Source organism: Paenarthrobacter sp. 10N417 (assembly GCF_056394745.1).
Map to the genome: position 1 here is coordinate 76,728 of NZ_JBFTIL010000021.1, position 22,887 is coordinate 99,614.

At 62.6% G+C, this 22,887-nt stretch carries 18 protein-coding genes and 2 tRNA genes; 15 read left to right on the forward strand and 5 right to left on the reverse strand.

The window, feature by feature from the left end; all coding sequences use genetic code 11:
* Window positions 1-46: 46 nt before the first annotated feature.
* From AC1DCM_RS21345 to AC1DCM_RS21360, 4 genes are all read left to right on the forward strand, one after another.
* Window positions 47-1,216, forward strand: coding sequence for a cystathionine gamma-synthase (locus tag AC1DCM_RS21345; protein ID WP_477519628.1), 1,170 nt, complete (start codon window positions 47-49; stop codon window positions 1,214-1,216).
* Between the two features lie 4 nt (window positions 1,217-1,220).
* Window positions 1,221-2,510, forward strand: a complete 1,290-nt coding sequence (locus AC1DCM_RS21350) for a glycosyltransferase 87 family protein (RefSeq protein WP_477519629.1) — start codon at window positions 1,221-1,223, stop codon at window positions 2,508-2,510.
* Between the two features lie 150 nt (window positions 2,511-2,660).
* Window positions 2,661-3,185 (forward strand): winged helix-turn-helix transcriptional regulator, encoded by a 525-nt coding sequence (locus AC1DCM_RS21355; RefSeq protein WP_442004001.1) that lies wholly within the window; start codon window positions 2,661-2,663, stop codon window positions 3,183-3,185.
* Complete coding sequence (locus AC1DCM_RS21360) at window positions 3,182-4,600, forward strand: MFS transporter (RefSeq protein ID WP_442004002.1); 1,419 nt, start codon at window positions 3,182-3,184, stop codon at window positions 4,598-4,600. Before AC1DCM_RS21355 ends, AC1DCM_RS21360 begins: the two co-directional genes overlap by 4 nt.
* An 86-nt stretch (window positions 4,601-4,686) precedes the next feature.
* Here the strand turns inward: AC1DCM_RS21360 and AC1DCM_RS21365 are convergent, their stop codons facing one another.
* Window positions 4,687-5,871 (reverse strand): acyl-CoA dehydrogenase family protein, encoded by a 1,185-nt coding sequence (locus AC1DCM_RS21365; RefSeq protein WP_477519630.1) that lies wholly within the window; start codon window positions 5,869-5,871, stop codon window positions 4,687-4,689.
* Between the two features lie 188 nt (window positions 5,872-6,059).
* On the opposite strand from AC1DCM_RS21365, the gene AC1DCM_RS21370 reads away from it, so the two are divergent.
* On the forward strand, window positions 6,060-7,400 hold the full coding sequence (locus AC1DCM_RS21370; RefSeq protein WP_442004004.1) for a glycosyltransferase 87 family protein: 1,341 nt from the start codon (window positions 6,060-6,062) through the stop codon (window positions 7,398-7,400).
* 35 nt (window positions 7,401-7,435) lie between these two features.
* On the opposite strand, the gene AC1DCM_RS21375 is transcribed toward AC1DCM_RS21370, so the two are convergent.
* The 3 genes from AC1DCM_RS21375 to AC1DCM_RS21385 are packed head-to-tail and all read right to left on the reverse strand — an operon-like array spanning window position 7,436 to window position 10,986.
* Window positions 7,436-8,974, reverse strand: a complete 1,539-nt coding sequence (locus AC1DCM_RS21375; RefSeq protein WP_477519631.1) for an APC family permease — start codon at window positions 8,972-8,974, stop codon at window positions 7,436-7,438.
* A 12-nt stretch (window positions 8,975-8,986) separates the two neighbouring features.
* A complete protein-coding gene (locus AC1DCM_RS21380; protein ID WP_477519632.1) occupies window positions 8,987-10,192 on the reverse strand; it encodes a glutathionylspermidine synthase family protein in 1,206 nt (401 codons plus the stop codon).
* A 2-nt stretch (window positions 10,193-10,194) separates the two neighbouring features.
* Window positions 10,195-10,986 carry a Tat pathway signal protein gene (locus AC1DCM_RS21385; RefSeq protein ID WP_477519633.1) on the reverse strand — a complete coding sequence of 264 codons (792 nt, stop codon included), beginning with the start codon at window positions 10,984-10,986 and terminating at the stop codon, window positions 10,195-10,197.
* Window positions 10,987-11,137: 151 nt separating this feature from the next.
* On the opposite strand from AC1DCM_RS21385, the gene AC1DCM_RS21390 reads away from it, so the two are divergent.
* The 9 genes from AC1DCM_RS21390 (at window position 11,138) to AC1DCM_RS21430 (ending at window position 20,095) form a co-directional block, all read left to right on the forward strand.
* Window positions 11,138-12,661, forward strand: a complete 1,524-nt coding sequence (locus tag AC1DCM_RS21390; RefSeq protein WP_477519634.1) for a sensor histidine kinase — start codon at window positions 11,138-11,140, stop codon at window positions 12,659-12,661.
* Window positions 12,658-13,332: a response regulator gene (locus tag AC1DCM_RS21395; protein WP_477519635.1), complete on the forward strand. Its 675-nt coding sequence runs from the start codon at window positions 12,658-12,660 to the stop codon at window positions 13,330-13,332. The genes AC1DCM_RS21390 and AC1DCM_RS21395 overlap by 4 nt, the downstream gene beginning before the upstream one ends.
* A 30-nt stretch (window positions 13,333-13,362) precedes the next feature.
* Window positions 13,363-14,019, forward strand: a complete 657-nt coding sequence (locus tag AC1DCM_RS21400) for an MOSC domain-containing protein (RefSeq protein WP_477519636.1) — start codon at window positions 13,363-13,365, stop codon at window positions 14,017-14,019.
* A 452-nt stretch (window positions 14,020-14,471) separates the two neighbouring features.
* A complete protein-coding gene (locus tag AC1DCM_RS21405) occupies window positions 14,472-16,643 on the forward strand; it encodes a DEAD/DEAH box helicase (protein ID WP_442004011.1) in 2,172 nt (723 codons plus the stop codon).
* Between the two features lie 222 nt (window positions 16,644-16,865).
* Window positions 16,866-17,327, forward strand: coding sequence for a LysM peptidoglycan-binding domain-containing protein (locus AC1DCM_RS21410; protein ID WP_477519637.1), 462 nt, complete (start codon window positions 16,866-16,868; stop codon window positions 17,325-17,327).
* 118 nt (window positions 17,328-17,445) lie between these two features.
* Window positions 17,446-17,517 (forward strand) — tRNA-Thr (locus AC1DCM_RS21415).
* A gap of 61 nt (window positions 17,518-17,578) precedes the next feature.
* Window positions 17,579-17,652 (forward strand) — tRNA-Met (locus AC1DCM_RS21420).
* An 86-nt stretch (window positions 17,653-17,738) separates the two neighbouring features.
* The gene (locus tag AC1DCM_RS21425; protein ID WP_477519638.1) at window positions 17,739-18,395 is read left to right on the forward strand and encodes an NAD(P)-binding oxidoreductase; all 657 of its coding nucleotides are present in this window, start codon (window positions 17,739-17,741) and stop codon (window positions 18,393-18,395) included.
* Window positions 18,396-18,523: 128 nt separating this feature from the next.
* On the forward strand, window positions 18,524-20,095 hold the full coding sequence (locus AC1DCM_RS21430; protein WP_477519639.1) for a Na+/H+ antiporter: 1,572 nt from the start codon (window positions 18,524-18,526) through the stop codon (window positions 20,093-20,095).
* A gap of 36 nt (window positions 20,096-20,131) precedes the next feature.
* Here the strand turns inward: AC1DCM_RS21430 and AC1DCM_RS21435 are convergent, their stop codons facing one another.
* Window positions 20,132-21,355 carry an ROK family protein gene (locus AC1DCM_RS21435; protein ID WP_477519640.1) on the reverse strand — a complete coding sequence of 408 codons (1,224 nt, stop codon included), beginning with the start codon at window positions 21,353-21,355 and terminating at the stop codon, window positions 20,132-20,134.
* A 233-nt stretch (window positions 21,356-21,588) separates the two neighbouring features.
* Between AC1DCM_RS21435 and AC1DCM_RS21440 the strand changes: the two genes are divergently transcribed.
* Window positions 21,589-22,863, forward strand: coding sequence for an ABC transporter substrate-binding protein (locus AC1DCM_RS21440; protein ID WP_477519641.1), 1,275 nt, complete (start codon window positions 21,589-21,591; stop codon window positions 22,861-22,863).
* The last annotated feature ends 24 nt before the right edge of the window (window positions 22,864-22,887 follow it).

The window sequence follows — 22,887 nt, forward strand, 5'->3', positions numbered from 1 at the left end:
GCCACGCGCCCACTTCCAACCGTTGAACACTGAAAGAGGAGCTTCCATGTCCGTCAACAACAACGCCGGGTTCAACACGAGGGCCGTCCACGCGGGCCAGGCCTTCGAACCCCGGACAGGCGCTGTGGTGCCGCCTCTGCACTTCAGCTCAACCTACGCCCAGGACGGAATTGGCGGCCTGCGTTCAGGCTACGAGTATGGCCGCGGCGGCAACCCCACCCGTGACTCCCTGCAGGAACAGCTGGCAGCCCTTGAGGGTGGTTCGGCCGCGTTCTCGTTCGGCTCTGGCCTTGCTGCCGAAGACTCGCTGATCCGCGCTGTGGCGCGTCCTGGGGACCACATCGTCCTGGGCAACGACGCCTACGGTGGCACGTACCGTCTCATCAACCGCGTGCTCGGCGACTGGGGCATCGGCAACACCCCCGTGGACATGTCCGATCTCGATGCTGTGGCACGTGCCGTTGGAGCGAACAAGACGCGCATGGTGTGGGTGGAAACCCCGTCCAACCCCATGATGAAGATCACTGACATTGCGGCGCTCGCCGAAGTAGCGCACGACGCCGGTGCCCTCCTGGTCGTGGACAACACCTTCGCGTCTCCCTACTTGCAGACCCCCCTGGACCTGGGTGCCGACGTCGTGATCCATTCCACTACCAAGTACATTGGGGGCCACTCGGACGTGGTGGGCGGAGCAATCGTGGTCAACGACGCCGAGCTCGCCGAGAAGATCGGTTTCATCCAGTTCGCCGTTGGTGCTGTTTCCGGACCGATGGATGCCTTCCTCACCACGCGGGGCCTCAAGACCCTGGGCGTGCGCATGGACCGGCACAGCGAGAACGGCCAAGCTGTGGCCGAATGGTTGCTGCAGCGCCCCGAAGTGGAAGCCGTGCTGTACCCGGGCCTCCCGGACCACCCCGGCCACGAACTCGCTGCGAAGCAGATGAAGAAGTTCGGCGGCATGGTCTCTGTCCAGTTCAAGGGCGGTGAGGCCGCGGCGCGTACAGTTGCCGAATCCACTTCGATTTTCACCTTGGCCGAATCACTGGGCGGAATCGAGTCCCTCATGAACTACCCCTCGGAGATGACGCACGCTTCCGTCAAGGGGACAGAACTGGCCGTTCCCGTGAACCTCTTGCGCCTCTCCTGTGGCATCGAGGAATCCGAGGATCTGATCGCGGACCTTGAACAGGCCTTCGCCAAGATCAGCAACGGCTGACACTGTGGCTTCTTCTTCACCCACGTTTGTTTCGGCTGCCCAGCGCGGCTGGATCCTGACCGTCGCAGGCGTGTTGACCCTCGCCGTCGCCGTTTGGTTCCTCTACACGGACTACCAGCCGTTCCTGAACGACTTCGAGGTCTATTTCTACGGCGGCGGCAAGGTTCTCCAAGGCGGGGACCTGTATGCCGTGCGCGACGGCCTTCCTTTTACTTACCCGCCTTTCGCGGCCTTGCTCTTTGCCGGCCTGGCAGCAATGGGTTTCTTTGCCAGCAGCATGGTCTTCATCATCGCCGCCTTGGCAGGTGCCGCAGTGGTGGCTGCCTGGTTGGCACGCCATTATTTCGGCCTGAAGACATGGCGTTCAGCATTCGCCGACTATCGCTTCAGGACCACTGCTTTAGTGGGAACAGGAGCCATCCTGCTCCTGGGCCCATGGCGGGATACGTTCGTTTTCGGCCAGATCAACATCATCCTGATGGGCGTGATCCTGGCGGACTTCGCGCTCTTCGGTAAGGCGCGGGCTGGCCTCATCCGGTGGCCCGCAGGACTCTTGATCGGCCTGGCTGCCGGTGTGAAGCTCACGCCGCTGGCGTTCGGCCTGTATTTCCTGGTCCGCCGCGACTTCAAGGCGCTGGCATGGATGGCCGCTGGATTCTTCGGATCCATCGCGATCGCGTGGGCCATCCTGCCGCAAGCATCCCTGGCATTCTGGACCCAGATCCTCCCCGATACCGGGCGCATCGGCGGCCCGGCCTACGTGGACAACTTGTCCGTCAAGGGGCTGCTCCTGCATTTCGGCATGCCGGATTCCTCCCTCACCAGCGTGGTGTGGTTGGTTCTTTCCCTGGCACTCGCGGCGCTTGCAGCAAAAATCATTAAGTGGGCCGTGGACGTGGATGAAAACTTCGTCGCGGTCTCGGCCACAGCCATCCTGATGCTCCTGGTCAGCCCCGTTTCTTGGTCCCACCACTGGGTCTGGGTGGCGGTAGCCCTGCCCAGCATGGCTTTTGCGATGCATCGGGTGCCGTCCCGCAGCGGGCGGATGCGCACGGCGGGATGGATCATCGTGGCCTGTTCCACGGTTGCCTTCTACATGACGCCAAAGAACCTTGCCGTCTGGGCAGGCGCCGCCGAGTGGGGGAAGGATCCCCAGACGCAATGGCAGCTGATGGTGTCAAGCCTGGGTGTGGTGTGCGGAATCGCCCTGCTGGTCTACTGGGCCCTGGCTTACCGGCCTTCGCGCACGGGCCTCGTTGCTGCCGAGATGCGCGCCGGGCGGGTGGCTTCCTGACCTCCTTTGCCGCGGAGGTCCGGGGGAAATCAACCAAAATAGGGTGCTTCCGGGCAGTCCAAACTCCAAAGAGGGTCAGGAAGCAAAGGCGTCCGCTAAGGCGCCACACATAATCTAGCTTTCTTTAGAAAAGTCAGGTACTTTGTCCACATGCCTTTGCGATCTGACTGGTCCGCCCGCACGTGCAGCCTGGCGCGGGGCCTCGACGTCCTCGGCGATCCATGGGGAAGCTTGGTCCTGCGCGAGATTTTCTTTGGAAACGGCCGTTTCGAAGCCATCAAGGAGCGACTGGAAGTCGCGGACAACGTTCTCAGCAAACGTCTGGCATGGCTGCTCGAGGACGGGCTCTTGACGCAACGCCCTTATCAGGATGGTGCCCGGACGCGCCAGGAATACGTGCTCACCCCCAAGGGCGAGGACGCTCTTCCGGTCCTCAACGCCATCATCATTTGGGCAGAGAAACATTTGGACGCCCCCAGCGAGGTCTCTCATATGAAGGTCGTTCACACTGACTGCGGACAAATCACGGCGTCGGCAGACACGTGCACCCATTGTGGCGTCCACCTGACAGCTGCCAACACGAGCTGGCACAGCTTCACACGCAGTGACCATCCGCTGCCCCTGGCCATAGCACCCGTACCAACAACTTCCCCCGAAACGGAGATCTCCGCATGACCGCTCCCGATGTCACCGGAACTCCGATAAGCAATGCAGCCGTCCCAACCGGCAAGCAATCCGGCAAGCAACCCGGCAAGGGACCCAGCCGCAGACTGCACCCGGCCTGGATTGTGGCCGCCGTAGCTTTCCTCGCCCTGGTTGGGGCCGCCGGCTTCAGGGCCGCGCCTGGAGTGCTGATGGTTCCGCTACAACAGGAATTCGGCTGGTCCACCACAGTCTTGTCCTTGGCGGTGAGCATCAACCTCGTCTTGTTCGGGCTGACGGCACCCTTCGCCGCCGCCTTAATGGAACGCTTCGGCATACGCAAAGTCACCTCGCTCGCGCTTTGCCTGATCGGTCTGGGCTCAGCGCTAACGGTGTTCGTCAACCAGTCCTGGCAGATCCTGCTCACCTGGGGCGTGCTGATTGGCCTGGGAACGGGATCCATGGCCCTCGTCTTCGCAGCGACCATCGCCAACACGTGGTTCGCCAAGAGCCGTGGCCTGGTGATCGGCATCCTGACCGCCGGCAGCGCCGCCGGCCAACTTGTCTTCCTGCCCTTCATCGCCGCCCTTGCCCAGAACCCGGGCTGGCGGGGCGCGTCCCTGCTCATCGCCGCCGGTGCGCTCGCGGTGGTACCGCTGGTCTTGCGGTGGCTGCGGAACTCACCCGCCGACGTCGGGGTGTTGCCTTATGGCGCGGAAGCACCCGCGGCCAGTACCGCCGGTTCAAAGACCACGACGCCGGGCGCTGCAGTTCCGCCGCCCCCGACGGCTTCCGTAACAGCCAAGCCGGATTCGGCGAACGCGGCTGTCCGGGCGTTGCAGGTCCTCAAACGTGCCAGCAAAGTCCGTACGTTTTGGGCGTTGGCGGCGGGCTTCGCCATCTGCGGCGCCACGACCAATGGGCTCATCGGCACCCACTTCATTCCCTCAGCTCATGATCACGGCATGCCGGAAACCACAGCGGCGGGCTTGCTGGCCGTCGTCGGGATCTTCGACATCGTGGGGACTATCGCCTCCGGGTGGCTGACGGACCGCTTCAACCCCAAGGTTCTGTTGGCGGTGTACTACCAGTTCCGGGGGATCGGTCTTCTGGTGCTGCCGCTGCTGTTGGGCTCGTCCGTGGAACCGAGCATGATCATCTTCGTCGTGGTCTACGGCCTGGACTGGGTAGCTACGGTGCCCCCGACGGCAGCCATCTGCCGCTCGGTATTCGGCGCCGATGGCTCAGTGGTTTTCGGCTGGGTGTTCGCGGCCCATCAGCTCGGAGCGGCGGCCGCCGCACTGGCTGCCGGGTTCATCCGCGATGCCACCGGACACTACAACTACGCCTGGATGGGCGCAGCAGCCATGTGCACGGTAGCTGCAGTGATCAGTGCAACCATCCGCAAGGATTCAGCGAAGAAGCAACCCGCCACAGTTTCCGCCTGACCCAGCCCTGCCCCCTCACCCAACTACGTAGCAGTTGAGCGCGTTTTGAGCCGTCAGAACGCGCTTAACTGCGACCTACTTGGTGCTCAGCCCCGGAACGCGCCGATCCCCGTGATGTGCTGCCCGAGGATCAGGGTGTGAACCTCGTCGGTGCCCTCGTACGTGCGCACTGATTCGAGGTTGTTGGCGTGCCGCAGCGGCGAATAGTCCAGGGTGACGCCGTTGCCGCCCAGGATGGTGCGGGCCTCCCGGGCGATTTTGATGGCCTCCCGGACATTGTTGAGCTTGCCCATGGAGATCTGCTGGGGCTGAAGATGCCCGGTGTCTTTCAGGCGGCCAAGGTGCAGGGCGAGCATGGTGCCCTTTTGGATCTCGAGGAGCATGTTCACCAGCTTCTCTTGGGTCAGTTGGTATCCAGCGAGTGGTCGCCCGAACTGGAGCCGGCTACCGGCGTATTCCAGCGCGGCCTCATAGGAGTCGCGAGCTGCGCCCATGGCTCCCCACGCGATGCCGTACCGGGCCTCGTTCAGGCAGGAGAACGGCCCACGAAGTCCGATGGCACCCGGGAGGATCGCCTCCGGACCCAGCCGTACGTCGTCGAACTTTATGTCGCACTGGATTGATGCGCGCATGGAGAGCTTCGGCTCGATCGGCGTGGCCGTGACACCCGGCGTGCCCGCCGGTACCAGGAAACCGCGGATGCCCGCCGCGTTATCCTCCGTTTGGGCCCACACCACCATGACGTCGGAAATTGAGGCGAGTCCGATCCAGCGTTTGGCGCCGTTGAGGACCCAGCCGTCGGACGTCTCACGAGCGAAAGTGGTCATCGACGACAGGTCCGAACCCGCCGTCGGCTCCGTCAACGCAAAGCAGCCGATCAGTTCGCCGGCGGCCATTCGTGGCAGCCACTGTTCTTTCTGCTCCTCCGAGCCCCACTTGTGAATGGCCGTCATGGCGAGCGAGCCCTGCACCGAGACAAAGGTGCGGATGCCGGAATCGCCGGCCTCCAGCTCCATGGCTGCCAAGCCATATTCGACGGCGGTCCGGCCGGGGCAGCCGTAGCCCTCCAGATGCATTCCCAGGACGCCGAGCTCGCCCAACTCGGGCGCGATCTCCTGCGGGAAAACCGCGTCCTCATACCAGCGCGCGATGTTCGGCCGGATCCGCTGGGCTGTGTAATCCCGAACCTTCTCGCGCAGAGCCAGTTCTTCGCTGGTCAAGAGGGAATCGAGGGCCAGCACATCCGAGGTGTTCGTCGTTGAATCGCTCATTCCAGCATCCTAAGGGGCTGGATGCCCGCACGAGGCAGACACCCCGCGCCCCTCGGCCGCGTCAGGCGCAACCGGCAGCTGGGACGGGCGCAACCGTCAGCCGGATCGGCGCCGCCGGGCGTTAAGTAGTATGTATTCGGGGACCACTGGGATCCCACTGCACAAAGAATATATTGGGGGATAAAGACATGGCACTGCCCGGCGTCGATTTACAGGCTAAGGCGGATGCCGGGAGGTCTGCATCCACCACTTCACGCGCATTGCATTGGCTCCCGTGGGCGCTCTTGATTTGGCCCGTGTGGCTGATGCTTGCCGAGTGGAGTAAGCAGGGCCTGGACTTCAGTGTGTACTGGTTCGGCGGAAGCATCCTCAACGACGCCGGCGCCTCGCCCTCGGACCTGTACGGCCCAAGCGTTGCCGCAGCAGGGGGACCGGAACTTCCCTTTACCTATCCGCCGTTCGCAGCGCTCATCTTCGGGCTGTTGGCACTCTGGCCGCAACCCGCCGCGCTCATGCTGTTCAACGTGGCCGGAGTAGCGATTGCCGCCTGGGTTGCTGCCACCATCGTGAAGTACTGGGCCTCCAAGCACGACTGGCGCACTGCGTTGTCATCCGGCCGCAGCCGCTGGATTGCCGGGGCCCTGGTCCTGGCTGTCCTGTTCCTCGGTCCATGGCGTGAGACGTTGGCGTTCGGCCAGATCAACATCCTGCTCATGGGCTTGATGGCTGTGGACTTGCTTGGCCCCGCAGGTCGTCGGGGCGTCCGTGGCAGCGGCTTCCTGGTGGGCATAGCGGCCGGTATCAAGCTGACACCCCTTGTCTTTGGCCTGTACTTCCTGATGCGCAAGGATTGGCGTGGACTGGCCAACATGTCCATTGGTTTCGCCGGCACCGTCCTCCTGGCATGGGTGGTTCGGCCCGCCGAGTCCCTGCAGTTCTGGCTTGAAATACTCCCTGACACGTCCCGGATCGGCGGCGCCGGCTACGTGGACAACCTCTCGATCAAGGGCGCATTGCTGCACTTTGGTGTGCCGCAGGATTCAGTAACCGTTCCCTGGATCGCGCTCAGCCTCGCCACAGTTGTGCTGGCGGCCTTCCTGATCCGCGCGGCAAGCTCGCAGGGAGCCCGCGTCATTGCAATGTCGACGACGGCACTCACCATGTTGCTCATCAGCCCGGTCTCGTGGTCCCACCATTGGGTCTGGATGGCTGTGGTCCTGCCGGCATTCGCCTGGACCATCAAGGAAACTCCTGGCCGGTACAGGGCGCAGAGAATTGTGATGACCGCTGTGCTGGCACTTTCCACGCTGGTCTTCTTCTATTCGCCAAAGACCATCGGCACGGCGCTGGGTGCCGCAGACCTGAACGTCCAGACGCCAGGGCTCTGGATCATGGCATCCAGTGCAGGGGTGTTCTGCGCCGTGGCGATCCTGGTCTGCTGGCTCATCGCGCTGCGGCGTGACGCTGTCCAGATCGAGGTCCCGGACATTCCCACCCGGCTGCGCCAGTGGACCGCAGCGCGACGCTAGGCGCACTCGCCGCTTACGCGCCGCGCACCCGCCGTTTACTCGCCGCGCACCAGCCCGGCGTCGGCGCGCTCCCCAGTGAAGAAGCCACGCGTGGCAGGTGCGAAACGGCAGACGATGGCCAGCACCACGCCCAGGAGCAGAAGCAGGACCCCGCTGACAAAGGCTCCGCCGATTCCAAAGATCTGGGTGTCTCCATACTCCGGATCCCACATTTGCACCGCCGAAATGAAGAACGCCACCGTCAGCGACACCGCCCCCAGGAAGGGCAGGATGCCGCGGAACCACAGGTTGCGGGCAGAATCCCGAAGCGTTGAGCGGAAGAACCATACGCACGAGAAACCGGTCAGGGCGTAGTAGAACGCGATGAACAGGCTGATGGCACTGATGGAGTCCGCCAGAAGGTCCTCGCTGAGGAAGCTCATGGCCACGTAGTACACCACGGCAGCCACGCCCATGACCTGGGTTGAGAAACCCGGCGTCTGGAACCGTTCGTGGACCTTGCCAAAACGCGCCGGCAGGGCACCATGCACGCCCATGGACAGCGTTCCGCGGGCTGTAGGGAGGATGGTGGTCTGCGTTGAGGACAGCACGGATGCCAGGACGGCCACCACGATCAGCCAACCCCACGGGCCCAGCACTACATCCTTCATGGCCAGGAAGACGTCATCCTGGTTTGCTTCATTGCCCAGGCCGATGCCTTCGGTCCCGACGCTCGCGTACATCATCACCAGCAGGGCCACGGAAACGTAGATTGCCACCAGGACGAATGCAGAGATGACGGCACCCCGGCCTGGAGTCTTCGCAGGGTTTTCGGTCTCTTCGTTCAGGGCCAGGCAGGTGTCCCAGCCCCAGTAAATGAACAGGGCCAGCAGGACCCCGTGAACCACTGCGCTGGGATCGGCGAAGGCACCCGCGGGGTTGAACCACTCAAGGTCGAAAGGCTGGATAGTGCCGTCACCGCCGGGAACCCCAGCTGCAATTCGAACAATAATGGCCACCGCAAAGATGCCCAGCGAAATGTATTGAATGTAGGTCAGGGTCCGCTGGACGTGCTCGCCCAGCCGAATGCCGCGGTGATTAACGTATGTCATGAACGCGATGAACAGGACCCCGGTGGCGGTGACCAGCCACGTGTTGCCGGCCAGGGAACCGTCGCCGACCAGCAACCACAGATATTTCCCGGCAATTTGGGCCAGGTTGGCGAGGACTACGATGCCGGCCAAAGCCACCCCCCAGCCTCCCAACCAGGCCGCCCACGGACCAAAGGCTTTGCGGGCCCAGAAGAAGGTGGTGCCGCAGTCGGGGAGCGCACTGTTCAGCTCGCGGAATGCATAGGCGATGAAGAGCACTGGAATGAAGGCAAGAACCAGGATCAGGGGAGTGTAATTGCCGTTGACGGCAACAATGAGCCCCAGCGTAGCGGCCAGCGAATACACAGGCGCAGTTGACGCCAGTCCCAGCATGACCGAGTCGCCAAGGTCCAGGATGCCTGCATGGAGGCCTTTGGAAGGTACGACGGCGGTACGGTCGCCGCCCGCTGAACCGCCGTCCGGCGTCGAGGTTTCAGTGCTCATGGTTTTCAGTGCTCACAGTGCAGCTCCGTAGGAAGTAGTTGTGGGCGCGGCAGGCGCCGGGGCGTCGATGGTGTTGGGAACGAAGCGGCAGAAATAGTCCGTGATGGGGCCATCCGATTCACGGATGCCGCAGCCCACGGACTCGCCGTCCACCACCCAGAGACCAAGTACCGGGTGGTTTCCATCAAAGTCGGGTAGGGCGTGGTACTGCTGGAAGCACCACCCTTCACGGCCATAGCCGCCGGGTTGCTGCAGCTCGATGCCGGGGGCGTGGATGCGGATGTTGTCGCCCTCGCGGCCATGAAGAGGCTTGGCCACCCATTCCTTGAGCGGGCCAGGATCGCCAAGGTAGGCCGGCAGGAGGTTCTCGTGGCCGGGGTACAGGTGCCATAGCGCAGCAAGCAGGGCTTTGTTGGAGAGCAGCATCTTCCACGCGGGCTCCACCCATCGAGGATTGTGGGCCCGCGTCAGCAGCCGATGCCCGAAAGGTTCCTTCATCATCAGTTCCCACGGGTACAGCTTGAACATGGTGCTGATCATGAAATTGTCCAGGTCCACAAAGCGGTTCAGGTTCGGGTCCCAACCGATATCCGACATATTGATGCCGATAGTCGTCCACCCACCCTGGCTCGCCACGTCCCGCATGTAGGCGGCAGTCATCCAATCTTCACCGGATTCTTCGGCCTCCGAATGAGCCACATGCAGTGTGCTCATCCCGGTGCGGAACTGCAGCTTTTTCCATTGCCGGATCAGCGCCTCATGGATTCCGTTCCACTGGTCCTTTTCCGGGAACACATCCTGCAGCCAGAACCACTGCGCAACGGCGGCTTCGATCAGGCCCGTGGGCGTATCGGCGTTGTACTCCAGCATCTTCGCCGGCCCGCCCTTGCCGTCATAGATGAAGTCGAAGCGACCGTAGATATCCATGTCCCCGGCCTGCAACGATTCGCCGGCAAGCTCCAGCGCCTGTTGCCCGATTCCAATATCGCCCATGGCCCCGGTGGCGAGATACTTTGCTGCCTCAAGACACATGAGGTGCATGTCCTCGGCAGTCTTCTCGAGCGTCTCCACCTCGTCCATGGTGAATTCGTAGTACGCCGACTCGTTCCAGTACTCGATTTTGCGGCCATCGGGCATGGTGGTGGTCGAAAAGACCAGGCCCTGTTCTTCGATCTTCTTTTTCCAGTCCGGCCTGGGCTCGGAGGGCAAACGCTGCACGCCTAGCCTCCCGAGCTTCCGCCGCTTTTGGAGCTGCTGCCAAAGCCGCCACGGCTGACTGTGCCGCCCTTGGTGCTGTAACCCGTTGAAGTCTTGGCGCCCTGTGGAACTGTCTTCGTATAGCTCGGGTAGGAGCTGCGGTTCTGACCCACAGCAGGCACGGTGGCTCCCCGCGAGTAGAAGTACCAGGCGTAGATGGCTGAACCGCGGCCATCCGAGCTGCTGTTGTTGCATTGGGTATCGTCCACGCGCTCGCCGGTTTCATCGTTGAAACAGACCTGCGCGTAGTCAGCCTCTTGTTCGCTGCTGGCAACTACTGCGGTGATGGTTCCGGCAAGAAGAGCGGTAACACCCAAACCCACGACGACGGTGCGGCGCCGCGAGCGCTTCTTCCGGGCCTCTGCCTGGGCTGATTCGCGTTCACGTTCCTTCGCGAACGGGTCAATGATGGGGAGTGGCTTGCCGGGCTCGGGCCGGGATGCGCCAGGCTTGGAAGAGCCCTGCCTGGAAGAACCGGGTTTGGAGGAACCTGGGTTCTGTCCGGTCAGCTTCTGTCCGCCAGGTGGATTGTCCCTGTCATTGGCTGGAGGGATCAGCTCAGGATGGAGCTCGGGTTTGGGCACCTGCCACGGTGGTGGCTTGGGCGGATTCTTGCCCGCGTCCGGGCCCTGGCCGCCCCCGCCAGCAGCGCCCCCGGCAGCGCCGCCGCCGGACGCGCCATTGCCTGACGCGCCGTTGCCTGAAGCGTCATTTCCTGAAGCGCCGCTGCCAGCGGCGCCTTCGTTCGGGTCCATGTATATCCCCCTGGATAGACCGTTGGATTGTCCGGCGCCATGCCGGACCAGATGCTGACTGCAAGCCTAGTCCTTGAGTGGACCGCGGGCACTGGTGGGACAGGAGGGTGGGCACAACTGCCCACCCTGCCAACCGTGGAAGGATGTAGCCATGCCAGCTCCTGAAGCACAAAGCAGCGACTCCAACGACGTTCTGCTGCGTCTTCCCGCGGTTCGGGGCATCGGCCGTGGACGGGTTATCACTGGCCTTGTCCTTGCCCTGCTGTTGCCGCCCGGCGTCGAAGTCTTGGTCACTGTCCYGGGCTTCCGCAACTTCGCCATGATCATGCTCCTTCAGCTGGCAGCGGCCGTGGCCGTTGCCGCAATCGGAGGTCTGTGGCCCGCCGTGGTCGCGGCGGTGCTGGGCAGTTTCCTGTTGAACTACTTCTCCGCCGAACCCGTAGGTTCCCTGTCCATCGCTGATCCAACCACTCTGTTCACGCTGGTGGTTTTCCTGGCCGTGGCTTGCGGTGTGGCGCTCGCGGTGGGGCTGGCGAGCCGCAGGGCCCAGGAAGCTGCGAGGTCCGAGGCCGAGGCCACGGCCCTGAGCGAGTTGGCCCTGCGCATCCTCAGTTCGGACGGCAGCCTTGAATCCTTCCTTGAGAAAGTCCGCGGAAATCTCGGCATGGAGGCTGTGACACTCTTGGGCTCCCCGGCCCCGGACAGCGTCACGGTGCCTGGCGCGCCGCCGCAGTGGCGGGTCCTTGCGAGCGCCGGCCCCAACCCGCCGGTGACCCATGCCGCCGCAGACCATGCCGCCGTCGTCGATCCCCACTACACATTGTTGTTGCGCGGTGGTTCGCTGTCCTCCCAACACCAGCGGCTGCTTGCGGCCTTTGGAGCGTTTGTGGTGGCTGTGCGTGAGCGGCAGCAACTGGTCAAGAGCCGGCGGGACAACCTTCGCCTGGCCGAGGGAAACAAGATGCGGACGTCCATCCTTCGCGCCGTTTCCCATGATTTGAGGACGCCGTTGGCTGGAATCAAACTGGCTGTTAGCAGCCTGCGGCAGGAAGAGGTCCAGTTCCCTCCGGACGTGGAGAAGGAGTTGTTGGAGACGATCGAGAATTATGCTGACCGCCTGGACCATTTGGTGGACAACCTGCTGGATATGTCCCGGATTACCGCCGACGCCGTGAACCCGTTGCTAGCGGGCACCACCTGGACCGAAATATTGCCCGAAGCACTTCGCGGGATCCCGAAAGGTCGGATACGCAGCGAACTGCAACCCAACCTGCCGCCGGTAACAGCCGACTCAGGCATGTTGGAGAGCGTGGTGGCGAACATCGTTGAAAACGCGGTGAAGTACGCACCTGGTTCGGACGTCATCCTGACTGCACGTGCCGGGGCCGGGATCACAGTGGGGGACAAGCCTGCCAGTGAACTGAGGATTGTGGACCACGGCAGCGGGGTGGGACACAACGAAGTGCTTGAGATGTTCCAACCCTTCCAGCGGCTTGGCGATTCACCCGCCCGGGCAAGCGGCGCCGGCGGCGGAATTGGGTTGGGACTGGCGGTGGCCAAGGGTTTCACGGAAGCCATGGGCGGCACGCTCGTGGCGGAGCCGACGCCAGGTGGCGGCCTGACCATGGTGGTTACGTTGCCGCTGTGGACCGGTTATGGGGGAGGCAGGGCATGACCCGTGTGCTGATAGTTGAGGACGAAGTCCAGATTGCGCGGGCAATGCAGATCACCTTGCAAGCCCACGGGTACCAGGCAATGACCGTTGGAAACGGTGCCGATGCCTTGAACGCCGTAGCGAAGCAAAGCGTCAACATTGTTGTGTTGGACCTTGGATTGCCGGATATGGACGGGGTGGAGATCATCCGCCGCATCCGTGGGTGGAGCAGCATGCCCATCATCGTCTTGTCTGCCCGGCATGCCTCGGAGGACAAAGTGGAAGCGCTCGACGCCGGTGCGGACGACTACGTGACCAAGCCCTTCGGACTGGATGAGCTGCTTGCGCGGCTTCGCGTCGCCTCGCGCAGGGTCCTCACCGATCGCGAGGAGCCTACCTTGGCGACGTCGGACTTCATGGTGGACCTGGCGGGCAAGAAGATCGTGAAGGACGGATCAGAGGTGCGGCTGACCCCCACCGAGTGGAACATCCTGGAGTTGCTGGTCCGGAACAAGGGAAAGCTGGTGAGCCAGCAGCAGATCCTGACCCAGGTCTGGGGGCAGGCGTACGCCAAGGAGACGCAATATCTGCGGGTCTATATTGCCCAATTGCGGCGAAAGCTGGAGAGGGACCCTGCCGCACCGCGGCACCTGCACACCGAAGCGGGAATGGGTTACCGGTTCGACCCTTAAATCCGGCTTCCCGTCCGTAAACTGTTGTCCATGAACACCGCATCCCTTCTCGCTGTCTGCCGTGTCCACCAGTTGTTGCCGGATCCGGAAGGAAGCGTTGGCGTCACCGCGATCGATAAGCGTCCTGTGGAAGGCCCCGTCAAGATTCACAAGCTTGGCGTCCACGGCGATGTCCAAGCCAACAGGTTCGATCACGGCGGCGAAGACCAGGCTCTGTACGCGTATTCCCAGGCAGACGCCGATTACTGGTCAGCCACACTGGATCGTGAGCTTCCAGCCGGCGTCTTCGGGGAGAACCTGCGGGTGGACGGAATCGAGACCACGGGAGCCGTGATTGGTGAACGTTGGAAGATTGGGCTGGATGTGGAAGTGGAGGTAACGTCACCGCGCGTCCCGTGCGCCACCTTCCAGCGGTTGCTGGACGAGCCGCAATGGGTGAAGCGCTTCACGCAGGCGGGGCGCGTGGGAACTTACCTGCGCGTGATCAAGCCGGGGACCGTCTCCGCGGGAGACCACATTCACCAGCTGTTCGTTCCTAAACACGGGATTACTGTTGGCCAGTGGTTCAGCGAGCCCACGCCGGAGATGGTGCAAACCTTGCTCGATGCCGAGGCGGACGGGGAGGTCCGGCTTCAGGACGAATATCATGAGAAATTCGAGAAAGTCCTGCGCCGGAACGGGTTGTAAGCCTTCTTGAACGGGCTGCAGGGCTGCCTTGAATATTGCCGTGAGGGCTTCCTTGTGGGCTGCCTTGTAGTGCCGAAGAGTCCGGGTGTGCTCAAGCTCACCCGTCTTCATCAGGACTCAACTCGCGGTGAGGGCACTCTGTGCCCTACACTTGAAATATCCCCCACTCCGGAAATCCCTTTATCCTGCCCAATTCTTGAGGCAGGACTGGTAAGTGTTGGGGCCCGCAAATGTGTGCGGGCATTTTCATAGGGAGAGCCGGCTAAAGAAAACGCTGTACAGACTGCTGGGATAGCAGCCAAGAGATGCAGCGGGAAGTCCTGCCATGGGATTGCGATAGCGCCGGACTTCTTGCGAAAGCAGGGCACCTTTGCCTGGCTCTTCGCGACGAGTAATGCGGCCAAGCCCAACCGGGCCGCGCCGACTGCCCTATGGATGAGGAATTTCCCCCTATGACCGAAAATCTCAACGAAAACTTCGACGCCCAGAACGCTGAGTCTGCTGACGTAGCAGAGACCGCCGCTGAAGGCACCGTAGTAGAAGCACCGGCTACCGCCGCTGCCCCCGTCGAGAACGCTGCACCCGAGTCTGCAGCCCCCGCCTTCACCGAAGCTCCTGCCCCCAAGGCAGAAGACGAGGAAGAAGAAGGCGTCCGCTTCGTCGATCTTGGCATCGATGGCCGCGTTCTGGCCGCACTGCAGGATGTCGGCTACGAAAAGCCGTCCCCCATCCAGGCAGCCACCATCCCGCTGCTCCTCGAAGGCCGCGACGTCGTCGGCCTGGCCCAGACCGGTACCGGCAAGACCGCAGCCTTCGCTGTTCCTGCGCTGTCCCGCCTGGCTGAGCTGCACGACCTCAACGGCCCGTCCCGCAAGACCCAGGCATTGGTCCTGGCGCCGACGCGTGAACTCGCCCTCCAGGTTGCTGAAGCGTTCACTTCCTACGCCAAGCACATTGACGATTTCACCGTGCTCCCGGTTTACGGTGGTTCCGCTTACGGTCCCCAGCTGGCCGGCCTGCGCCGCGGTGCACAGGTTGTTGTCGGTACCCCCGGCCGTGTGATCGACCACATTGCCAAGGGCTCCCTTGACCTCTCTGAACTCCAGTACTTGGTGCTGGACGAAGCTGACGAGATGCTGCGCATGGGCTTCGCCGATGATGTAGAGCAGATCTTCCAGCAGACTCCGGAAACCCGCCAGGTTGCACTGTTCTCTGCCACCATGCCGGGCCAGATCCGCCGCATGTCCAAGCAGTACCTGAACAACCCTGCTGAAATCTCGGTGAAGTCCAAGACCACCACCGGTGCCAACACCAAGCAGCGTTACCTTCAGGTCATGGGCCCGCACAAGCTTGACGCCCTGACCCGCATCCTCGAGGTCGAAGAGTTCGACGGCGTTATCGCCTTCGTGCGCACCAAGATGGCCACCGAGGACCTCGCTGACAAGCTGAAGGCCCGCGGTTTCCAGGCTGCCGCCATCAATGGCGACATCCCGCAGCAGCAGCGTGAACGCACTGTTGACGCGCTGAAGGAAGGCCGCATCGACATCCTGGTTGCTACCGACGTCGCAGCCCGTGGTCTTGACGTTGAGCGCATCAGCCACGTCATCAACTACGACATCCCCCACGACACCGAGTCCTACGTCCACCGCATCGGCCGCACCGGCCGTGCAGGCCGTTCCGGTGACGCCATCCTGTTCATGACGCCTCGGGAGAAGTACCTGCTGCGTTCCATCGAGAAGGCCACGCGCCAGCCGGTGGAGCAGATGCACCTGCCCACGGCCGAGACCGTGAACACGCTGCGCCTGGGCAAGTTCGCCGAGCGCATCACCGAGACGCTTGAGTCCGAGGATGTTGCAGCATTCCGCGACCTCATCTCCTCCTACGAGGAAGAGCACAACGTACCGGCCTCGGAGATCGCTGCTGCACTTGCCGTCATGGCACAGGGCGGACAGCCGTTGCTGGTCAAGGAACTGCCTGCAGCTCCTGAGTACCAGAAGCGCGAACGCTCCAAGGACGGCTTCGGCTCCCGTGGCCCGACCCGTGCACTCACCGAGGGCAACGCCACCTACCGGATCGCCGTCGGACGCCGTCAGCGCGTCATGCCGGGCTCCATCGTGGGCGCCATTGCCAACGAAGGTGGTATCTCTTCCGCACAAATCGGTGGCATCGACATACGCTCGGACCACTCCCTGGTGGAGCTTCCGGCCGACCTGAGCCCCGAGCAGCTGCGCGCACTGTCCCGCACCCGCATTGGTGGCGAACTGATCAACCTCGAGCTGGACAACGGACGCAAGCCCAGCGGCGACCGTGGCAGCTACTCCGGTGGTGGCGCCGGTGGCCGTGGTGGCTACGGCGACCGCGAAAACCGTGGAGGCGGCAACTTCAAGGGCAGCGGTGGGTTCAAGAAGGACTTCCGCAAGTCCGAAGGTGGCGAGCGTTCCTCTGCTGACCGTGGCGGCCGCACGTACAGCGACCGCTCCGAGCGCACTGCAGGCAGCTTCGGCGATCGAGACCGTGGCCAGTCCAGCGGCTCCCGCTTCGGTGGACACGGCGACGGCGCCCGCAAGCCCCGCAGCGGTGGCGAAGGCGGACACCGCGACTTCAACCGCAAGGGCAAGTGGTAAACACTAAGTAGTTCCCGTCAGGGGGTCGGCTTTCGGGCCGGCCCCCTGTGGCGTTTAATCCCACAATTCCCGCTCTTGTTCGGCATTCCCTCCGTTCAAGGGCGGGTGGGACGAACAAGGGCGGGTTCCATGCCACGGGGAGCCGCCGTACGATCAAAGTGCTACGAGCCGCGTAGCTGCGAAGAGCCTGACGGTCGCACGCTGAATGCAGGAGGGTTCCCCATGGGATTGCTCGACAATTTGAAGAAGAACCTGGGAATGGGCGGAAAGGGCGACGGCCAACAGGACCAGACGGCCGTAACGCAGGCCGCAGAGGATACTGCCGCCGTCGATGCTTCTGCTTCGAGCAAGGCCGCCGCAGAAGCTGCTGCAGTCCAAGCGGCCGAGCAGCAGGAGGCAGCCAACGCTGCAGGCGCTCAGATCGCCGAGCAGGCGGGCTTGGAGCCCGGAGCGCCGGAGGTCCAGCCACTGGCCCAACAGGCAGCCTCTGAGGCCGCTGCCGAGGCAGGGCAGCGCGGTCCAGTCGCCCCACGCGTCACGGAGGTTGTAGTGGAACCCGGTGACACCATGAGCGGCATCGCTGCGCAGTTCGGAGTGGACCTCGCAGCCCTGATCGCAACCAATGCTGACACAGTGCCTAACCCGGATCTCATCTATCCCGGACAGGTCCTCCGTCTGCCCTGATTTGGGCGGTATTTGGATCAGGAAAGTGGCGTCAGCGCAAATTGTGTCGACGCCGTTTTTTCCCGGATTTTCGCCGATTTGTAGCTTCTGAAAACGTCCGGTAGAGTATTTACTCGTTGCCCCCCTAGCTCAGTGGTAGAGCGCGTTCTTGGTAAGAACGAGGTCACCGGATCGATTCCGGTGGGGGGCTCTGAATGAGGGCCTGTGTCAAGGCGGTTTTGACCGGCTTGACACAGGTTTTTCTCATTCGTGGCGGTGTAGCTCAGTTGGTTAGAGCGCACGACTCATAATCGTGAGGTCGGGAGATCGAGCCTCCCCACCGCTACAGAGCAAGACCCCGCAGATTTTCGTCTGCGGGGTCTTTTCATTTCCCCGCCCGCGCCACCCTCCCATGTGGGACAGAATGGGTGCATGAGCCGAATCGCAATCATTGGCGGCCACGGCAAAGTGGCCCTTCATCTGTCCCGGATTCTTAGTGGCGAAGGTCACGATGTCACGTCGTTCATTCGAAATCCCGATCATGTGGCAGAAGTCACGGAGACCGGCGCCACTGCGCAGGTGCTGGACGTGGAAAACTCGACGACGGCGGAACTCGCCCACGCGCTGAAGGGCCACGACGCCGTGGTCTGGTCGGCAGGGGCTGGTGGGGGTAATCCGGCCAGGACGTATGCCGTGGACCGGGACGCCGCCATCCGATCCATGGACGCAGCCAAGGAAGCCGGCGTCACGCGTTACGTGATGGTGTCCTACATAGGCAGCGCAAAGGATCACGGCATTCCTCAGGACCACCCTTTCTTCCCCTATGCAGAGTCCAAAGCAGCGGCTGATGACTACCTGCGTAATAGTGGGTTGGATTGGACGGTCCTGGGGCCGGGGACCTTGACGGAGGAGCCGGCGTCCGGGCTGATCGAGGTCAACCCGGCAAACCCTGGCAACGACACCAAGACTTCCCGTGCGAACGTTGCCCTGGTAGCCGCTGCTGTCTTGGAACTTCCTGGCACTATCCACCGGACCATCACTTTCAAGGATGGAACAGTTGACGTGGTGGATGCCCTGACCGCGGATTGACGTGAGCCCGGATTGACGTGATCGCGGATTGACGTGGCAAGGGATGCGTGGACCCCGGGATAGGTTTGTAGGTAGCTTCCGCGGCATTGTACGCAGACGCGACGTACAACTTCTGGGGAAGCGGGAACATGGATCAGCTGGCACTCATTATCGGATTGCTGCTTGCGACGGTGCTGGCCGTGGGCTTGGGCGACAGGCTTCGGCTTCCCTATCCGGTCCTGATGCTGCTCTTGGCTGTTGCGCTCACGTTCATTCCCGGCTTTCCTGAGTTTGAGATTTCGCCGGAGTTGATCCTGCCAATCTTCCTCCCACCGTTGCTCTTTGCCACCGCGCAGAAGAGTTCCTGGGCCGTTTTCCGGGTCCGGTGGCGGACGCTGCTCCTCATGGCTGTCGCCTTGGTGGTGGTCTCCACAGCAGTGGTGGCTGGTGCTGCGTGGCTCATGATTCCTGGCATCGGGATTCCGGCAGCTATTGCCTTGGGAGCCATGGTGGCGCCGCCGGATCCCGTCGCAGTCGAGTCCGTGGCTGGCCGCGTTCACATGCCCAGGCGGCTCATTACTGTTCTGCAGAGTGAGGGCCTTTTCAATGACGCCGCCGCCATTGTGATCTTCCAGGCAGCGGTAGCCGCCACGGTCTCCGGTAGCGAGGTGGGGCCTAACGTTATCCTGCAGTTCGTGGTGGGCGCGGCCTTGGCGGTGGTCATCGGCATCGCCATGGGCTGGCTGACCAAGTTCATCACCAAGCTGGTGACCTCCATGGTGGCACGCAGTGCGGTCACGCTTGTGGTTCCGTTCGCTGCGTACATCCTGGCGGAAGAGCTCCACGCTTCAGGTGTGGTGGCCGTCGTCGTGACCGCCTTGGAACTGCAACGCCACGCGCGGCCGCAGGACGCTGCTGAGCGCATCACGCGGACTGCGTTCTGGGACGTGGTGGAGCTGCTGGCGACCGGACTGGCCTTCGGCCTGGTGGGCTTGGAGATCCGTCACGTCATCCGTGACGAGGGGACGGCGATTTTCGGGATGATCGGCGTTGCTGTGGTGATCTGCATCCTGGTGTTCGTTGTTCGCTACCTATGGCTCGGGCTGCTTGCGCTAACCGCCCATCAGCGGCGGAATCTCCTGCAGCCAACCTCGCCCAAGGAAGTACTCATCCTGACATGGTGTGGAATGCGTGGGCTGGCCACGCTGGCTCTCGCTTTGGCGCTCCCAGTGACCTTGCCTGATGGCAGTGACTTCCCCGCGCGGCACGAAATCCTGGTCATCGCCTGCGCCGTGCTCCTGGCCACCTTGGTACTGCCCGGCCTGACACTTCCGTGGCTGATGCGGGTCCTCAAAGCCACGGAGGACGGTTCCCATGAAAAGGACGCGGCACGTGTTCTGGCTAAACGTGCCCAGTCGGCGGCGGTGTCGGCGCTGAAGGACCACGAGCTCATGAAGGAACTCCCCGCGGACAAAGTGGCACTGGTCAAGGAAAAGATGCGCCGGCTCCATGCAGAGCTGCTGGATGGGACGTTGCGCAACGAATCGGCGGCGGAGAAACGCAAGCGAGGGCGTGAGCTTGCCATTGCCGTGCAGACGATTGCGCTGGATGCCGCCCGCCAGGAAGTGGTGGAGGCGCGGAATGAGCCTGGGACTGATCCGGAAGTGGCAGATCGTGTTCTGAGACAGCTGGACCTGCGCACCATGTCAATGCCGGAATAGCGCGTAGCCCCGGGTTCCAGCCGGCGCTGGACAAGATCAGGAAGCGTCCGCGCGCTTAGGCAATGACGAGGGGGAGAGGTCCAGTGCGTGTTCCTCGACGTAGTCCAGGGCGTGGCGGATCGCGCCGAGGGACACAATGCCGTCGCCCAGAGTGGAGGTTGCCAGACGCGGGGGAGTGAACGTGAAGTCCGGCAACTGCTTCTCAATGGCTGGGATCAGGGCATGGGCAGAGGCTGCCACGGCTCCGGCAATAACTACCAGCTCAGGGTTGACCAAGGTACTGATTGACCCGATCACGCGGGCCATGCGGTGCGCCACGCGACCCAGGGCGTGACGGGCGGCCGGGTCTCCCTCCGCGGCTGCCTTGAAAACCATCTCTGCTGTGAGCGCTGCAGGATCATCCTCGCAAAGTTCCCGCAGCTTGGTGGTCTCGCTGCCAGAAAGGGCTTCCCGTCCCCACAACACAGCGTAGTGGGCGATGCCGTAGGTGTCGCCCACGCCGTCCACCGTATCCAGATATCCGAGTTCCCCAAAGCCACCCAGCTGCCCGTGGAGCAAACGGCCGGATTCCAGGATGCCGGAACCCAGACGGTCGCCGGCGAGCATGACCACGAGGTTGTCGACTCCCTGCGCGGTGCCTTGCCACCGTTCCGCGAGGGCTGCGAGGTTGGCGTCATTTTCCAGGAGTACCTGCCAGCCATGCCGCTCTGAAACAATCTGGCGGACATCGAAGGATTTCCAGAATTCCTGGACGGTGAGAACCTCGCCGTCGCGGCTTACCGGCGCAGCCACTCCCACAGACACAGCAAGAACCGAGTCTGCAGATACGCCGGCCTTTTTCAGGACATCGGCGGCGATCCGGTCCAGCACATCCGCGCGCTCATGGGCAGGCACAATGTATGTACGGAAGGGCATCGTGACTTGCGACAGAGGTGTTCCCGCCATGTCAGCCACTATGGCCGTGATCTTGTTGGCGCCGATGTCGATCCCAAGCACGCTGGCCGCGCTGTCGTCGAAGATAAAGCGGCGCGCCGGCCTGCCCTTTATGTAATCTCCGGCCCCTCGCTGGTTTTCCAGCTCCTGGAGCCAGCCGAGCCGGACGAGTTCGTCGCAGATGGAAATGACGGTGGCGCGGGAGAGCCCGGTAGAAGCCATGAGTTCCGTGCCTGTTACGACGCCGGCACCCCGCATGGCCTTGAGCATCGCGCCGGCATTGACCCTACGAACCAGCTGTGTTGACGGCGCAGTCCCGATCAGCATGCGATGCTCCCACTTTCCAGCCGCCTACCAGAGTGATAGATAGAGCGGTCTCTCTAAATTTAGTACATAAATTTAGATGGCGACGCATTTCCTCAAAAGCTTGACCGTGTGGCGCTCCTCACTAAATACTAGCGATAGGTCATAAATTTACCTCCTATCTAAAGTCGGAGGTTGAACGCGACCACCTCCCCCAAGGCATAGCGGCCACTGGGGGTCCGCAAGACGAAAGGACTATGGAGTCTGTGAAAGCTACGCGCAAGAAACGCATGGCAGCGATGGGCGTGGGTCTGGCTCTGCTCGCCGGCCTTCTCTCGGGCTGTACCGGGGAACCGGGCAAAGAGACCATCCGCTTCACCTTCAGCAAGCGGGAGGCCATCGGCTTCATGACCAAGCTGGTTGCCGACTACAACGCTTCCCAGAACAAAACCGAGGTGGTGCTTGACACCTCGGGTGTCGACGTCGTGTCCGCCAGCTTCGTCCGCGGCAATCCACCGGACATCGCGCTTGCGAACTACAACATGGAGACGTCCCGCTTTGTCCAGCGCGGAGCGTTGAGCGACTTGTCCGGTACGCAAGCAGCCTCCCGCGTCCGTGAAGACCTCCAACCGCTCATGGACCAGTACGGTTCGTATCCGGACCGGACCAGTGCCCTGCCGTACTCGGTCATGGCGTCCTCGGTGATCTACAACAAGGAGATCTTCGCTGCGTACAACATCGCGGTGCCGAAGACCTGGAGCGAGATGGTCGCGGCGTGTGAAGCGCTGAAAGCCGCTGGGGTTACGCCGTTCTATGCCACGTGGAAGGACGACTGGACGATCGCTCAAGGGTGGTTTGACTACTCGGTAGGTGGGCAGGTGGACACCATTGACTTCTTCAAGAAGCTTGCTGCCGAAGGCACGGAGGTTGGGCCGGAATCCTCCGTGTCATTCCAGAAAGACTTCAACCAGCCAGTCGAGAAGATGCTCACGCTCGCAAAGAACTACGTCAACAAGGATGCTGCAAGCCGCGCCTACGGTGACGGTAATCTTGCTTTCTCGCAGGGCAAGGCGGCCATGTACCTCCAGGGCCCGTGGGCATTCAGCGAGATCGCCAAGACCGCCCCGGACCTCAAGCTCGGAACCTTTCCCCTCCCGATGACCGAAGATCCAAAGGATCTGCGCGTCCGCGTCAATGTGGATCTGGCAGCGTGGATTCCGGAAGCGTCCAAGCACAAGGATGCTGCACGTAACTTCCTCGAGTACCTGTACAGGCCAGAGGTGATCGATGCCTACAACAAATCGCAGTTGGGCTTCACGCCCACCAAGGATTCTGCAAACGTCCCGGACCCCCGGATTGAGGGAATGGTGGAGTACTACGAGAAATCGCAGGTTTACCAGGGCCCCTCGGTGCTCGTTCCGCGCACCATCCCGATCATGAACTATACGCAGGCAATCGTGTTTGGCGCGTCCCCTGCATCCACCCTCCGCACGCTCGACGCAGATTGGGCGCGCCTGGCCTTCCGCCAGTAGTGCAGAACATAGGAAGTCAGAAAC

Bases quoted from the DNA above. Each gene is read 5' to 3' on its own strand.
- AC1DCM_RS21345 (WP_477519628.1), top strand. From the start codon at position 47: ATGTCCGTCAACAACAACGCCGGGTTCAACACGAGGGCCGTCCACGCG.
- AC1DCM_RS21400 (WP_477519636.1), top strand. From the start codon at position 13,363: ATGAACACCGCATCCCTTCTCGCTGTCTGCCGTGTCCACCAGTTGTTG.
- AC1DCM_RS21425 (WP_477519638.1), top strand. From the start codon at position 17,739: ATGAGCCGAATCGCAATCATTGGCGGCCACGGCAAAGTGGCCCTTCAT.
- AC1DCM_RS21430 (WP_477519639.1), top strand. From the start codon at position 18,524: ATGGATCAGCTGGCACTCATTATCGGATTGCTGCTTGCGACGGTGCTG.
- AC1DCM_RS21440 (WP_477519641.1), top strand. From the start codon at position 21,589: ATGGAGTCTGTGAAAGCTACGCGCAAGAAACGCATGGCAGCGATGGGC.
- AC1DCM_RS21365 (WP_477519630.1), bottom strand. From the start codon at position 5,871: ATGAGCGATTCAACGACGAACACCTCGGATGTGCTGGCCCTCGATTCC.
- AC1DCM_RS21405 (WP_442004011.1), top strand. From the start codon at position 14,472: ATGACCGAAAATCTCAACGAAAACTTCGACGCCCAGAACGCTGAGTCT.
- AC1DCM_RS21385 (WP_477519633.1), bottom strand. From the start codon at position 10,986: ATGGACCCGAACGAAGGCGCCGCTGGCAGCGGCGCTTCAGGAAATGAC.
- AC1DCM_RS21375 (WP_477519631.1), bottom strand. From the start codon at position 8,974: ATGAGCACTGAAACCTCGACGCCGGACGGCGGTTCAGCGGGCGGCGAC.
- AC1DCM_RS21410 (WP_477519637.1), top strand. From the start codon at position 16,866: ATGGGATTGCTCGACAATTTGAAGAAGAACCTGGGAATGGGCGGAAAG.
- AC1DCM_RS21395 (WP_477519635.1), top strand. From the start codon at position 12,658: ATGACCCGTGTGCTGATAGTTGAGGACGAAGTCCAGATTGCGCGGGCA.
- AC1DCM_RS21435 (WP_477519640.1), bottom strand. From the start codon at position 21,355: ATGCTGATCGGGACTGCGCCGTCAACACAGCTGGTTCGTAGGGTCAAT.
- AC1DCM_RS21355 (WP_442004001.1), top strand. From the start codon at position 2,661: ATGCCTTTGCGATCTGACTGGTCCGCCCGCACGTGCAGCCTGGCGCGG.
- AC1DCM_RS21360 (WP_442004002.1), top strand. From the start codon at position 3,182: ATGACCGCTCCCGATGTCACCGGAACTCCGATAAGCAATGCAGCCGTC.
- AC1DCM_RS21370 (WP_442004004.1), top strand. From the start codon at position 6,060: ATGGCACTGCCCGGCGTCGATTTACAGGCTAAGGCGGATGCCGGGAGG.